The following is a 15,066-nucleotide window of genomic DNA, read 5'->3' on the forward strand; positions in this document are numbered from 1 at the left end:
TCTGATATCAGAATAAACCAAAAATCCTCTGGCATTGTGCCAGAGGATTTTTTTATGAATATAGTTTAAATTAATCTTTTGGTTTTAATGTACCATTCTGATAGGCTGTCAACAGATTATAAAGGTCAGTAATCTGCTCCTGAATAATCCTGCCCTCGTCCGTATCCCCCACGCTGGTGTTCTTTGCCTGCAGTTCCAGGGTCTCGGATACGGATTCAATATCCTTGTTGTTCTTCAGGGCTTCCTTTACATCCGCCACGGTCTGATGCTCCAGCAGTCTGAGACCACGGGAATTGGAAATCAGTGTATAGCCGGAAATACCCGTCTTATTATGGTATGCCCTGCAGAAACCACCGTCAATAACGATGGCCTTGCCGTTGGCCTTTACCGGGGTTTCACCCTTCTTAACCTTAACCGGAACATGACCATTGATAATATGTCCTTCCTCAGGGTCCAGGCCGAATTCCTCAAGAATCTTTTCGCAGACCTCTTCCTTGTTTATCAGCTTATAATACGGATCCGCCGGCTCCTTCCAGGTGGACTCATCCACCAGGAACATGCGCTCAAAGGTGCGGAACTCCCGGCCGCTGATAGGTGAAAGAAGGCCGCTCCACAGGAACCACATGAAGTCCAGAGCCCGCTGGTCCTTGCCGGATTGGGCCTTTCTGGCCAGCTGGTCCACGAAATCAAGGTAAGCCCGCCCCTTGTACTTCTTGCCGTCAAAGGTAATTTCCTTGAAGGAGCCATCATTATTGAGCGGCACACAGCCATGGAACAGCAGATTACCATTGAAGCATGTGTACACGCTGCCATGCTTGTAGAGGTAATCCACATGACGGCGCAGTGGCTCACTTTCAATAAAGAAGGACTTGAGATGATCCATAATGGCTGCCTCTTCCTTGGTCAGCTCGTATGGATTATTCGGATCAATGGTCGGGAAGTAGGCAGAGGACAATTCATATTTCTTGCCATCCTTCTTAAAGCAGGAGGTCTTATAGTCCACGTGCTCCAGCAGCAGGCGGCTGTCCATCTGGAAATCAGGATTACGCTTGATGAGCTGTCCCTCCAGCTTGAACATAATCATGGACATGGCCTTTTCCGAAGCCTTCAAAGGACTCTCATCAGGATAAATCCTGTGGGCAAAGAGAGACAGCGGACGCAGACTGATGGCATAGCCCTTTTCCAGTACGTCGGTATTATTGTATCTGAGGCTGTTTCTTACTACGCCGGCAATACACACATCACTGCCGCAGGCCGCCCCCATCCACATAACATCGTGATTGCCCCACTGAATATCTATGGAAGGATAGTTCATTACCATTTCCATAATGGCGTCAGGACGGTTGCCTCTGTCGAAGAAGTCACCCACTATATGCATGTGGTCAACTGCCAGACGCTTGATCAATATGGTAAAGGCTATAATAAAGTCTGATGCCCCATCCACCTGGACAATCATATTCAAAAGCCGCTTATGGTAAATAAACTGGGCATGGTCTGCCTCAGGATGGGTATTCAAAAGCTCCATAATAACGCTGCGGTAGCGCTTCGGCACAAAGCTGTTCACCTTGTCCAAAGGATACTTGTAGCTCATGAGCTTTACAACCTCAAGAAGTCTGGCCAGGCTTTCCCGGTACCACTCAGGATTATTCCGGCGCTTGTCCTTCATCTGCTCAATCTTTTCCTTTGGATAATAGATAAGGGTGCAGAACTCTGCCTTTTCCTCATCCGTCAGCCGGGCCCCGAATACATAGTCAACCTTCTCCTTGATAACGCCGGAGCAGTTGTTGAAAATGTGATAAAACAGCTCATACTCGCCATGGAGGTCACTTAAAAAGTGCTCAACGCCCTTTGGCAGGCTGAGGCTGGCCTGAAGGTGAATAAGGTTGGAATAAACAGATTCCTTGGTAGGATACTTCTCTGCCAGCAGCCTTAAATATCTTTGCTTCTGCTTTTGCAAATTTGTGATTGGTGCTTTCATCAGTAAAGTGCCTTTCTTTTTTACAGCTAAAAACTAAGGGGAAAACGCTCCCTTTTCCTTAACTCCTATTGTACTAAAAAAAGGGACTGAATTGCCAGTCCCTTTTAATGTTTTAGTGTTATTGGAGCAGACTCAGGAACCATGAGGAATTGCTCATGGACTGAGCAAGCATGGCCTGGGCGGCCTGCATCTGAATATTGTAGCTGGTATACTGTGTAATGGCCTTGGCCATATCCGCACCGATAATGGTGGTCATTGAATCGGTAACATTGGTCTGCTGGGTCACCAGATTGGTATGGGTGTAATCCAGCCGTGACTGCATGGCACCTACGCTGGTCTGCTGATCCAGAAGGCGGTTAATGGCATTATCAATAACATTGATGGCCGCATTGGCATCCTCCTGGGTGCCCACACTGAGATAGGAACCATCGGAGCCCTGAAGTCCCAAAGCCCGTGCGCTGGCATCACCCAATGCCATGTGCATATCCTGGGTAGCGGCAGAGCCTGTATGCAGCACCAGGGAATTATCCCCTCTGGTATCTGCTGCGCCAATGGATTCAGTGAAGCTGTCCAAATCGGAATTGGTAGCCTTCTTTACATTGCCCTCCGCATCCGTAATGGAAATGGTAAAGCCGGCAATGGCGCCTGCTGTTCCGGCCTGGGCTGCCTTGACGGTGACAGCATTCTGGTCGTCCACAGTATGAACCTCCTTGCCGCTGGAATCAGTGCCAATCACTGAGGTGGCCGTAGCCATGGAGGAGGTATCGAATACATCTCCTGCCCCGGCCTCATTGGCCTTCTTGAAAACATCCTCCAGGGTATAATCCCCGGCAGTAAAGGATGTGGAATAGGTCTTGCCATCCTTTACGAAGGAAACATTTACTGTATCCGTGGCATCAATATTGAGGCTGTCCCCCTGACGGCGGGTAAGGTCAGTGAGCTTGGTCGCGCCTGTGGTATCAAGGCCCAGACTATTATTGGTATAGGCCTGACTGGTCTCCAGGGTTGCCCCCTTATTGGAACCATTCAGCAGATACTTGCCGTTATAGGTTACCAGAGCATTATCGTTGATCTGGTCGATATACTGATTAAGCTCCTTTTGGATGGTAGCCCGGTCGCTGTCCTTTGCTGTGGAATTAGCAGCTGCAATGGCCTTTTCCTTCATGGTGGTCAGAATTTCCAGGGTATTATCCATGGCACCGCTGGCCACATTAAGCATACTGTTGCCGGTCTGAACATTGGAAGATGCCTGTCCCAGGGCACCAATTTCCACATCCATACGCTTGCCAATAGCCCAGTATGAAGCATCATCCTTGGCTGAGTTAATTTTATTGCCCGTAGCAACCTGATTGGCACTCTTTAATGCCTTGCTGTAATTCATATTCAGCGTGTTAAGGAGTGCAAGCTGCTGTGCATATGAACCGATGGTAGCCATATATATTACCTCCTTGCCGATTACTGACGTATCATCCGTGATACTATATGACATAATTATCCTTGTGTCATATTATCGACATTTTCTATAGAAATATTAAGCTGAAAATAAAATTTTCATGGAGGATTTTTTTATTTTTTTGAAGGAAAAAAATAACCAATTGAGTTATAATAGTGTGTATGAGACTTAACTCCAAGGGGAGGATTTTTTAATAATGAAACACGTCGACTGGCAGGAAATGCTTGTCCAAGGTCGTAGAAGAACCAAAATACAGCGGATTGTGGGTATTATCAGTCTTGCTGCCATTTTGGGATATGTGTTCTGGTATTTCTTTTATGCCTCAACACCGGAATATGCATTAAATAAGCTGCAGCAGGCCTTTAAGGCAAAGGACTTGGCCACAATTGAAAAGTACTGTGACATGGAAAGCATCACGGGGAGAGCCTATGATGACCTTACCCGGGATATGTTTGCCCATGACAGCCACCTCACTGACGAAACCAAGGTTATGTTTGAGACCTTCTATATGAAGATAAAGCCGCAGGTGGTCAGCGAGACCAATGCCCTGATTTTGGACTTTATCCCTTCGGGCCAGTGGGCTGTTCCTACGGGGAACAACATTTTAAAGGGACGCCAGCTGGGCATAGATTATGAATATCTGGTGGAGCGTTCCCAGCTCCGCAATACGGAGTTCATAAAGATTGACAGTGTAAAGAAAACCGGCAGCCATGAAGCCATTGCCAAAATTGCGGTGAGGGACACCTACACCGGCACCCTTTTTACTCTCCATGTTCTTATGGTGGAGCGTGATGGTGAATGGAAGGTATGCGAAATCAAAAACTATCGGGACTATCTGGATTTCCTGAGCCCAATTCAGGAAAATGGCCTTAAAAATTATATTCAGGCTACCTCGGATATAATTGAAAAATACAATGATATTCTCGACAGCCAGCAGACACACTTCAAGAGGCTGGACAAATCCTCTGACGGGGTGCTGACGGCCTCCATGCGCAGCAAGATGGTTGCCTACATTCGCTCAGACATTATTCCGGCCCTGGAAAAGCGTCAGCAGGAGCTGGATAACATACCAGTAAACGACGGTGGCCAGTATTTGGCAACACAGAGAAAGGAATCCTCCAGACTGACTGCAGAAGCCTGGAGACACTTTATCGAGGCCCTGGAAACTGATTCACCGGATGAATATAATATGAGCAAGTCCTTCCAAAAGGATGCCATGGATATTGATTACCGCATTGATGATGTGGTGAAGAATACCGCCATCAGCAGCGGCAAGACCTCCACCATTCCATAAGATGATAACGGGAGCTATAACAGATTGCGACAGCATTTTGTTATAGCTCTTTTTTTATTGCCTGTTTTATTTTTGGAAATAGATTTTTGCAAAACATACAAAAAATATATGTTTTTATAAAAAATTGTTGCAATGTGAAAATAAATATTGTATACTTTCAAAAACTGATTAAACATACTTTTTAGGTAGGTTAATGAACTACCAATGGGAGGAATGGAAAATGGCAAACAAGATTTTATCTCCTCAGGAAAAGAGGATTGAAGATAACAGGGGGCAGGTGGTTTTTTCCAAAAATAGCCGTATACAGCGTCTGTATGACAGCTTTCAGGGCTCCCGCTCCAGCGTAGACGTGCAGCGGGCCAAGTACTTTACTGAATCCTTTAAAACCACTGAGGGACAGTCCCTGGTACTGCGCTGGGCCAAGGCCCTCTACCATGTGGCAGAAAACATCGATGTAATCATCAATGATGACGAGCTGCTGGTAGGCCGGGTGGGTGGCCAGGGCAAATATGGCCTGATCTATCCGGAGCTGGACGGCTGCTTTTTGCAGAGCTTTGCCCAGCAGGCAGCCAACCGGGTGGAATCACCTTTTGAAATATCCGATGAGGACCTGCGCATCATTCAGGAGGAAATAGCCCCTTATTGGGATGGCAAAACCTATTATGAGGATTTGGCCCGTTCCCTGCCGGAGGATGTGCTGAAAATAACCTACGACCCGGTGGATACTTTCACTTCACGCTTTATTGCCAACGAGACCTCCTCCATGAGGTCTGCCCTGCAATGGGTTCATGATTTTGGCAAGGGAATTGATCAGGGCTTTGAAGCCATCAAGGCAGAGGCAAAGGACAAGCTGGACCGGCTTAATCCCTTTGACCCCCATGACAGCATCGATAAGGCAGAATTCTATCAGGCCATTATCATAGTATCTGATGCCATCATCCTTTGGGCCCAGCGCTACAGCGATGAGGCAAAGCGGCTGGCCGGTGCTGTCACTGATGACAAGCGCCGTCAGGAGCTTCTGGAGATTTCCCGCATAGCGGCCAAGGTTCCCCGTTACCCGGCAGACAGCTTCTATGAAGCAGTACAGTCCCAGTGGTTTATCCAGCTTTTCTCCCGCCTGGAGCAAAAGACCGGTGCCACCATTTCCAACGGCCGCATGGACCAGTATTTGTATCCATATTATAAGAAGGATATGGATGCGGGCAAAATCACCAAGGACTTTGTCAAGGAGCTGTTCCAGTGCATGTGGCTGGGCATGGCTCAGTATCAGGACCTGTATGTAAGCCCTGCCGGTGTTAAGTTCAACGAAGGCTATGCTCATTGGGAGGCTGTTACTGTAGGCGGCGTAGATCAGGAAGGCAATGATGCCGTAAACGATCTGACCTATATCCTTCTGGAAAACAAACGGGAATTTCCGCTGAATTATCCGGATTTGGCAGCCAGAATTCACACCGGTTCCACCAGGGAATATCTGGATCAGGTGGCCACCACCATCCGTGACGGTGCCGGCTTTCCGAAGCTCCTTAATGATGAAGAAATCATTCCCCTGCTGGTGGCCAAGGGAGCTGATATAGCTTCCGCCAGGGATTATGCCGTATCCGGCTGCACCGAGGTACGGATGCCAAATCTGGACACCTTTACCACTCCATGTGCCTTCATTAATCTGGGGGCCGTACTGGAGCTGACCCTTAGAAACGGGCGCATGGCCAAGTACGGCAATGAGCTGCTGACAGTGGAAACCGGCCAGCCGGAGGATTTTGCCTCCTATGAAGACTTTGAACAGGCCTTTATTGCCCAGGAACGGTTCATTTTGCGCCAGACCTTCCGCCAGCAGTATATTGCCAACCGTACCAGACCGAAGCATTTTGCTTCTCCCCTTGGCTCTGCCCTTCATGCCCTGTGCATGGAGCATGGGCTGGACCTTCACAGTGAGCATATTCCAGGTGGCGTAGACTTGGGCTACTTTGATTTTATCGGCCTGGCCTCCGTGGCAGACAGTCTGGCCGCCATTAAAAAGAATATATATGAAAACAAAACCTTAAACTGGCAGCAGCTGTTGGCTGCAATAGAAGCAGATTTTGAAGGCTTTGAGGATATCCGCCAGCGTCTGCTCCATTCACCGGCTTATGGCAACAATGACTCTTATGTGGATGAAATTGCCAAGACTATTGACCGGGTGGGGGTACAGTTCGCCAAGGAAAATGCCCGCTATCTGGGTGTAAATATCGACCTCAGATATGTTTCCCAATCCGCCAATGTGCCTTTCGGCAAGGTGGTGGGTGCATTGCCAAATGGCCGTAAGGCCGGTACTGCCCTGTCAGACGGTTCCTCTGCTTCCCAGGGGGCCGATATTAATGGACCAACAGCAGTATTGTTATCCAACTTCAATACCAAGAACACCAATTATATTAACCGGGCCTCCCGCCTCCTGAACATTAAACTCAGTCCATCCACTGTAGCCGGGCAGGACGGCAATGAAAAGATTATTGCCATGATAAGGGCCTGGTGCAAGCTGAAGCTGTGGCACCTGCAGTTTAATATCATTAATCGGGAAACCTTGCTGAAGGCCCAGCAGACCCCAGAGCTGTACCGCAGCCTGCTGGTAAGAGTAGCCGGCTACAGTGCATATTTCGTTGAGCTGTCACCTGACCTTCAGGAGGACATCATTCAGCGGACAGAGCATGAACTCACTGCATAAAATTCCCCCGACAAGGAGGTGCTTGGATGGAAGAAGGAATTATAACCAACATTCAGCATTTTTCCACTGAGGATGGGCCGGGCATCAGGACAGTGGTTTTCTTTAAGGGCTGCCCCTTTCGCTGTAAATGGTGTGCCAACCCGGAAACCCAGCAATTCCAGCCTGAGCTTGGCTGGAGTGCCGGTGCCTGTCTTAAATGTGGCAGCTGTGTAAAGCAGCTTAAGAAATATAATATCTCCATAAAAAATGAGGAGATATCATGGGACAGCGGAAGCAGCTCCAGGAAGCTGCCCTCTTACAAAGACCTGGAGCTGGCATGTCCCACCAAGGCACTGCATCTGATCGGTAAAAAATACACCGTAGATGAGCTTATAAAAATATTGCTGGAACAAAAGCCATTTTTTGATGAAACAGGAGGGCTGACTATCAGCGGTGGTGAACCCTTGGCCCAGCCACATTTCGCCTTGTCCCTGCTGGAGCAGGCACAGGCCAATGGCATAAAAACCGCCATTGAAACCACCAGCTATGCCGCATGGGATACGGTGGCCAATATTGCCCGGCACATTGATTATTACATGACGGACATTAAGGTTATGGACAGTGATGTACATAAAGAATGGACCGGCCTGCCCAATCAAAAAATACTAAGTAATATAAAAAGATTAATTCAGGAATTTCCCCATATTCATTTTCGCATCAGAACCCCTGTTATTCCCGGGGTAAATGATAATCCAACTGCTATTAAAGCTATCGCTGATTATCTGAAGCCCTTTGAAAAACGGAGAAAGCTGGAATGGGAGTTATTGAAATATCATCGGCTGGGGCTGCCAAAATATGCTTCCCTCCATCGCCCCTATCCTATGGGCGAGGTGGAATTGCCCCAGGATAAATTCGAAGAATTACACCGCTTAGCCGATTCCTTATTTAAGTCAATTATCTAAAAGTGAGGTGTTGTTTATGGTTAATCGTGCTTTTCGCAGTACAGGCTATTTTATTGAATATCTTGCCCTTTTACTGTCAATATTGTCAGTGTGGACCGTTATGGCCCGGCAGGGACACCTGAATACCATTATTCTCCCGGCTCCTAATTCCATTTTGGAAACAATTATTGATCTGGTAGCTGATGGTGCCTTGTTTACCAACATGTTTATCAGCGTATCCAGAGTGCTGCAGGGCTATTTTCTGGCTGCTCTGTTGGGTATTTCCTTAGGCATTTTAATCGGTCTGTCCAAGCATCTGGACCGCATAACTGAACTTATTATTCAAATGATAAAGCCTATACCCCCAATTGCCTGGATTCCACTGGTTATTCTCTGGTTTGGTATTGGTGAATCCGGTAAGGTTTTCCTTATTTTCCTGGGAGGTTTCTTCACCATTCTTATTAACGTCGTTGATGGCATTCATCAGACAGACCCGAAGCTGGTGGAGGTGTCCCGCTCCATGGAAACCCCATTCTGGAAGCATATAGCCCTCATGGTTATTCCAGGTGCCGCCCCTAATATTTTCACCGGGCTGCGGACCGGCCTCAGCTCCTGCTGGATGTGCGTTGTGGCCGCAGAGCTGGTATCATCCACTACCGGCCTTGGGTACCTTATTATGGACGCCCGGCAATTTGGCCAGACTGACATAGTAATCGTTGGTATGCTGACCATAGGTATTGTTGGCAAGCTGATGGATTCGTTACTCAGATTTGTGGAAAAGAAAACACTCCGATGGATTTAAGGGGAGGTACAAATTATGGGAAAAAATGCAGAAACTGCCCTGCTTAAGCAGGAGCCATATTTGGTAATTGACCACGTAAATAAATATTTCGTGCAGAAAAAGCAACGTCTCAATGTTCTTGATGATATTAATTTTTCCATGGCCAAGGGAGAAATCCTATGTATAGTCGGGGCCAGCGGCTGCGGCAAGAGCACTCTGCTTCGGGCCATTTCCGGACTGGACAGCAACCATGGGGGACAAATCATAATTGACGGCAAGGAGGTAGTTGCTCCTTCCAAAACCAGAGGCATCGTCTTTCAGGAGCATCGTTTATTTCCCTGGCTTACAGTTGAACAGAACGTAGGCTATGCCCTGACAGTCATTGACAAGGAAGAAAAAAAGCAGCTGGTTCAGACCTATATCGAACTGGTGGGACTCAAGGGCTTTGAGAAAGCCTATCCCAAGGAGTTATCCGGCGGTATGTCCCAAAGAGCCGGCATCGCCCGGGCTCTGGTCAATAAACCAGAAGTATTGCTCCTGGATGAGCCCTTTGGTGCCTTGGATGCCTTTACAAAAATAGCCCTGCAAAAGGAATTAAAGCGAATTCAGCGAAAAGCCGGAACCACCATGGTAATGGTTACCCATGACATTGAAGAAGCAGTATTCTTGGCAGACCATATCATTGTACTGGATTCCAAGCCTGGCCGCATAAAGCTGGAGCTTCATGTGGATCTGCCTGTGCCCCGTAACCGCAACAGCTACGAGTTCCTGCAGGTGAAGAAGCGTATTTATGAAGAGTTTTTCCAGGATGAAAAACTTCCTGAGGATTACAGCATATAAAATGAAAACATTATATACACGGAGAAAGGAAGCGAGTAATATGTTATTAGGTGTTAAAAAAAGAGTAAATAAGCTGGTATCAGTAGCCCTGGTGGCTTCACTGACCGTAGTAGGTGGTCTGTTGGGAGGCTGCGGCTCGGAGCAGGCAGCCAAAGGCAAGCAGGCCAAGGAGGTAAATATTGCCATTCAGCCATCTGCAGCCTTCATTCCTTTGTTTGTAGCCAAAGAAAAAGGCTGGATAGAAGAGGACTTAAAGGACAAGGGCGTAAAGGTTAACTGGAATAATTTTGAGTCCGGCCCTCCAATGAATGAGTCCCTGGCTTCCGGCAGCTCTGATCTGGGCGTTATTGGTGATGTGCCAATCGTGTCCGGCATTGCCGCTGGCCAGAAGAACGAACTGGTGGCCATTACCTGCCAGGCACCGCTGTCCTATGCAGTATTGGCCGGCAAAAACAATCAGCTGTCCAGTCCGGCTGAGTTCAAGGGCAAGACCATAGCCACTGTTGTAGGCTCCACAGGCCATAACCTTACACAGAAATTCCTGACCTCCGGCGGCTTGTCCATCAATGATGTTAAGCTGGTCAATATTTCCGCCGGTGATGCTGAGGCAGTGCTTGTAAATGGTGAAGCCGATGCTGTAGCCATTTGGGAGCCAAACGTAACCCGTCTGGAAGAAAATGGCACTGGCCGCATTATAAGTGACGGCAGCAAGGTTGGTCTTCTGGGTGTAAACGGTCTGGTGGCCAGAGCTGAATTTGCCAAGGCTAATCCTGAGGTTGTTTCCATCATCATTAAAAATTACGCCCGTGGCGTAAAGGAGCTGGCTAATCTTGATAATGATACCCTCAATAAGATTGCAGCTTATTTGTCCTTAAAGCCTGAACAGGTCAAGAAGGTAATCAAGAAGTTCAATTATACTGTATTGATTGACGACAAGGATATTGCAGGCCTGAACGACACCATCAAGTTCCTGGTAAATATTGGCCGACTGAAGGAAGAATATGATATCGCCAAATATGTAAACCGCGATTACATTAAGGCGGCTAATGTTGACCAGTACTTAAAGTAAATTTAGAGGAGAGTTGCCCATGAATGTTACTGACCCAGAAATCTGGCGGCAAAAAATTCGCAATGAGTTTAAACCAGCCGCAGAGAAATTTTACGCCGGAGAGCTGAAAAGAAATGAATACAAGGGCATTTCCGGAATCTTTGGCAGCTATGCCCAGGCCGGTGATGAGAAAAAGCAGAGCATGATTCGCCTGCGGATGACTGCCGGTCGTATTACCAGGCCGAAGCTGGCCTTTATTGCTGATGCAATAAAAAAACATAAGGTAAACAAGATAAAGTTTACCACCTGCCAAACGGTACAGCTGCATAACCTGGCCCTGGCTCCGCTGCTTGATATTATGGAAGGTGCTCTGGGGGTCGGTATCATTACCATTGGTGGCGGTGGTGATAATCCCCGCAATGTAACCTGCTCTCCATTATCCGGACTGGACCGCTATGAATATTTCGATGTACAGCCCTATGCCGAGGCTGTGGGCCAATACGCCATGAATTTTATCAAGGCCGGCCTGCTGCCCCGAAAGCTGAAAATTGGCTTTTCCAGCTCCCCAAAGAATATCTCCCATGCCACTATCCGTGACCTGGGGTTTGTGGCCAGACCAGATGGCAATTTTGATGTATACAGTGCCGGCGGTGTTGGCCCAAATCCCAAGGTTGGCATCAAGGTTGGAGAAGGGGTTAAGCCTACAGATATCTTCCTCTATGTGAAGGCCATGGTTAATGTCTTCAAGGAATACGGCAATTTCCAAAACCGTGCCAAGGCCCGCTCCCGTTATATCCCGGAAGCTCTGGGTGGAGCGGCCAAATACCGCAAGGCCTTTAAAGACAAGCTAAAGGAAGTGGAAGCTGAACGTAAGAACGGCAGCACGGAATTTGCCTTTACGGTGGAAACGCCAAAAATAAGGAAAACCGGCAAATCCGTTATAAATCATCCAAGGGCCCTGCCACAAAAGCAAAAGGGGCTCTACAGCGTGGTTTACCACCCTATCGGTGGTACTCCTGATCCTCAGACCTTCCTGAAGCTGGCTGAGGCTGTAGCCATGATAAACCAGGCAGAAATTCGCCTCAGCCCTGATGAAACAGCCTATATTGTTAATCTTACCGGTATTGAGGCCAGAAAAATCATTAAGCTTACGGCCCACGATACTGCTACCACCACCTTTGAAATGGCCTCTGCCTGCATTGGTGCAGCAATATGCCAGTCGGGAGTAAGGGATTCCCAGGCTCTTATTCATAAGTGTGTGGAAGCTGTACGTCAGGCAGGCCTTCCGGACGGAGCCTTACCACCAATTCATATCTGTGGCTGCCCAGGGTCCTGTTCCACCCCACAGCTGGTGGCTATAGGCTTCAGAGGTGCCATCCGAGATAAGCAAAGTGCATTTTTGCTCACTATTAATGGACAGGCTGTGGAAGGAAGGGAAGTATTCGGCCAGGAGCTGGGGCTCCTGTTTGAAAAGGATATTCCACAATTCCTGATAGATCTGGGTACTGCCGTTGCCTACACCGGTCTTTCCTACAATGAATGGATTTCCCTCAATCCTGACGGAGTTGCCACAATAGCTGCTCCATATCTTCCATAAGTATTTACCATAAGTATTTCCATAAAAATAACCCGTAGTGATTCAAATGAACTCACTACGGGTTTTTCAATGTCAAAAATTAAAACTCTTTCTTGGCCTTTTTCTTTTTGCTGTACTTGTAATAGGTAACCGCTACCACCAATACGAGGATTACACAGAAAGCAATACTGATTTCGTGGCCAACCTCCATCATTACCTTCCAGCCTTCACCCAGCATCATACCGATTCCCAGAATCAGCATGGTCCAAGGCAGGGAACCCACAAAGGTGTAGAAGATGAACTTCTTCATATCCACATGGGCAAAACCGGCAGGCAGGGAAATAAAGGTCCGGACCACAGGAAGCATGCGGCTGAAAAATACCGCCTTTACACCATACTTATCAAACCAGTCCTGGGCAATATCCACATGGGATTTCTTCATAAAGAAGTACTTGCCGTACTTGTCAACGAAGGGACGGCCACCCAGATGACCTACATAATAGGTAAGAATGGAACCAACCATACCGCCTATCATACCGGCAACAGTGGCCATAAAGAAGGTCATGCGGTCTATATAGATCAAATAGCCGGCAAAGCCCAGAATCAACTCACTTGGAATTGGAATACAGGCATTCTCCAAGCCCATAAGTACTGCTACTGCAAGATACCCCCACTGGTCAATGAAGCCCAAAAAAACATCAGCAAATTGTGACATTGTAACATCCTTTCAGTTATATACAAAATACAAAAAAAGAGCCCCACATCGGACTCATCAAAACTATATGGTGCCTCAGAGCGGAATCGAACCACTGACACGGGGATTTTCAGTCCCCTGCTCTACCAACTGAGCTACCGAGGCAAAAATGGCGACCCGAAGGGGACTTGAACCCCTGACCTCCGCCGTGACAGGGCGGCATTCTAACCAACTAAACTACCGGGCCGTTATCAGTAAAAAAACACGAGATAAACTCGTGGAATTGTTATGGTGGGCGCTAACGGGATCGAACCGCTGACATTCTGCTTGTAAGGCAGACGCTCTCCCAGCTGAGCTAAGCGCCCATAACCGCAGGAAACATATCCTGCTCACAACATGAGTTATTATACATGAAAGGAAAAAAATTGTCAACAAAAACAGGCCCAATATTTTTTATTGAGCCTGAAAAATACAAATACGCCTCTATCCAATTAATCCAGGGCTGCCTTAAGCTCCTTGGAAGCCTCCACAACCTTGTTAAGGCTTGCATTGATACGCTCAGCAGCACCAGCCTGCTCACGGCCCATGGCCTCAATGGCATTGATGGATGCAGTAATATCTGTAACTGCCTTGTTCATTTCGTTCAAGGTCTTCTTAATGCTCTCAGTAGCGTTACGGGACTGCTCAGCCAGCTTACGAACCTCCTCTGCTACAACCGCAAAGCCACGGCCCTGCTCGCCTGCACGGGCAGCCTCGATGGAAGCATTAAGGGAAAGAAGGTTGGTCTCCTCTGCGATCTCAGCAATAATACCAAGTGCCTTAATGGTCTCAGCATTTTTCTCTGCCAGCAGCTTTGCCTGCTGAACAGATTCCTGACCAACATCATTAAACTTGGCTGCACTCTTTCCAAGAGAAGTAGTTTCATCAAAAGCAGCATCTGCATAGCTGGCGATATCCTTAATCAAGGTGCTCTGAGCTTCATTATCTATTGCCATATCAAATATCCTCCCTAAAAATATTCATGATTAATCCAACGATAACTGTGTCTAAATTCTAATATTCGACATAGATTGAATGATACCTGCAACTGGAATAAAAAAAGACAGAAAAATTTGCGGGCGGCATGCGGGAAAGAAGATACTGTATTGAGCATATTAAAGATGCGGGTGGCATGCGGGTGATTTCATGAATAAGCAGAGCGTGAATTGTCACATCTGAAGAAATATATTTGAACCGATATGAAGTGGCTGACGGCTGCGTAGCCCGTCAATACAATGACGAAGTACTACCCTGACTTGATGTGACACTAGCGGCGCTTATGAATGAAACACCCCATGACAGGCCCCGTACTTGATTTCTTATATCGAAGCCATGCCACTGTCCCAGGCCGACCGCGGAGCAAGACGGGATGGCACCCGTCTTGTTCCGGTGAATATGCCACCGGGCTTAAACGCCGCGGAACAACACAAGCAGGCGCTTGTCTTGTTCCGGTGAATATGCCACCGGCATATTCACCCCCAGCCAAGTACTTTCGGCGGACAAACTATGAAGCACATAAACGCCGAAACGGACTGAGAAGACAATAAAAAAAGAGCCATCTCATAAGAGATAGCTCTTTTTTAACTGGCAACTTCCTATCCTCCCAGGCCGTCTCCAGCCAAGTACTTTCGGCGTTTATGTGCTTAACTACTGTGTTCGGAATGGGAACAGGTGGGACCACATAGCCAACGTCACCAGATATTCAGTTGTGAGTATGTACCCACAAAACTATACAGAAACAAGCT

At 47.6% G+C, this 15,066-nt stretch carries 11 protein-coding genes, 3 tRNA genes and 1 rRNA gene; 7 read left to right on the plus strand and 8 right to left on the minus strand.

All coding sequences use genetic code 11. From position 1 onward, the window contains the following. Nucleotides 1-70: 70 nt before the first annotated feature. Together D081_RS11355 and D081_RS11360 are read right to left on the minus strand one after the other, a co-directional pair. Nucleotides 71-1,978, minus strand: a complete 1,908-nt coding sequence (locus tag D081_RS11355) for a fructose-1,6-bisphosphatase (protein WP_085024286.1) — start codon at nucleotides 1,976-1,978, stop codon at nucleotides 71-73. 118 nt (nucleotides 1,979-2,096) lie between these two features. Then, nucleotides 2,097-3,413 (minus strand): flagellin, encoded by a 1,317-nt coding sequence (locus D081_RS11360; RefSeq protein ID WP_085024287.1) that lies wholly within the window; start codon nucleotides 3,411-3,413, stop codon nucleotides 2,097-2,099. 214 nt (nucleotides 3,414-3,627) lie between these two features. Between D081_RS11360 and D081_RS11365 the strand changes: the two genes are divergently transcribed. From D081_RS11365 to D081_RS11395, 7 genes are all read left to right on the plus strand, one after another. Further along, on the plus strand, nucleotides 3,628-4,725 hold the full coding sequence (locus D081_RS11365) for a hypothetical protein (RefSeq protein WP_085024288.1): 1,098 nt from the start codon (nucleotides 3,628-3,630) through the stop codon (nucleotides 4,723-4,725). Nucleotides 4,726-4,945: 220 nt separating this feature from the next. After that, nucleotides 4,946-7,423: a pyruvate formate lyase family protein gene (locus D081_RS11370; protein WP_085024289.1), complete on the plus strand. Its 2,478-nt coding sequence runs from the start codon at nucleotides 4,946-4,948 to the stop codon at nucleotides 7,421-7,423. Between the two features lie 26 nt (nucleotides 7,424-7,449). After that, nucleotides 7,450-8,364, plus strand: coding sequence for a glycyl-radical enzyme activating protein (locus D081_RS11375; RefSeq protein WP_085024290.1), 915 nt, complete (start codon nucleotides 7,450-7,452; stop codon nucleotides 8,362-8,364). A gap of 16 nt (nucleotides 8,365-8,380) precedes the next feature. After that, nucleotides 8,381-9,145, plus strand: a complete 765-nt coding sequence (locus tag D081_RS11380; protein ID WP_085024291.1) for an ABC transporter permease — start codon at nucleotides 8,381-8,383, stop codon at nucleotides 9,143-9,145. Between the two features lie 15 nt (nucleotides 9,146-9,160). Next, nucleotides 9,161-9,964, plus strand: a complete 804-nt coding sequence (locus tag D081_RS11385; RefSeq protein WP_085024292.1) for an ABC transporter ATP-binding protein — start codon at nucleotides 9,161-9,163, stop codon at nucleotides 9,962-9,964. A 40-nt stretch (nucleotides 9,965-10,004) separates the two neighbouring features. Then, entirely contained in the window at nucleotides 10,005-11,033 is a 1,029-nt protein-coding gene (locus tag D081_RS11390; RefSeq protein ID WP_158087664.1) for an aliphatic sulfonate ABC transporter substrate-binding protein, read from the plus strand. 19 nt (nucleotides 11,034-11,052) lie between these two features. Beyond that, nucleotides 11,053-12,609 (plus strand): nitrite/sulfite reductase, encoded by a 1,557-nt coding sequence (locus D081_RS11395; protein ID WP_085024294.1) that lies wholly within the window; start codon nucleotides 11,053-11,055, stop codon nucleotides 12,607-12,609. A gap of 79 nt (nucleotides 12,610-12,688) precedes the next feature. Here the strand turns inward: D081_RS11395 and D081_RS11400 are convergent, their stop codons facing one another. The 6 genes from D081_RS11400 to rrf form a co-directional block, all read right to left on the minus strand. Beyond that, the gene (locus D081_RS11400) at nucleotides 12,689-13,303 is read right to left on the minus strand and encodes a DedA family protein (RefSeq protein ID WP_085024295.1); all 615 of its coding nucleotides are present in this window, start codon (nucleotides 13,301-13,303) and stop codon (nucleotides 12,689-12,691) included. A 68-nt stretch (nucleotides 13,304-13,371) separates the two neighbouring features. Beyond that, a tRNA-Phe gene (locus tag D081_RS11405) sits at nucleotides 13,372-13,447 on the minus strand. 5 nt (nucleotides 13,448-13,452) lie between these two features. Continuing rightward, nucleotides 13,453-13,529, minus strand: a tRNA-Asp gene (locus D081_RS11410). A gap of 42 nt (nucleotides 13,530-13,571) precedes the next feature. After that, a tRNA-Val gene (locus D081_RS11415) sits at nucleotides 13,572-13,647 on the minus strand. 126 nt (nucleotides 13,648-13,773) lie between these two features. Continuing rightward, nucleotides 13,774-14,277: a methyl-accepting chemotaxis protein gene (locus D081_RS11420; RefSeq protein WP_085024296.1), complete on the minus strand. Its 504-nt coding sequence runs from the start codon at nucleotides 14,275-14,277 to the stop codon at nucleotides 13,774-13,776. 626 nt (nucleotides 14,278-14,903) lie between these two features. Further along, nucleotides 14,904-15,020 (minus strand): 5S ribosomal RNA (gene rrf, locus D081_RS11425). Nucleotides 15,021-15,066: the final 46 nt, after the last annotated feature.

This window comes from Anaerovibrio sp. JC8, from assembly GCF_002100115.1.
In the GTDB taxonomy this organism is placed as follows: Bacteria; Bacillota; Negativicutes; order Selenomonadales; family Selenomonadaceae; genus Anaerovibrio.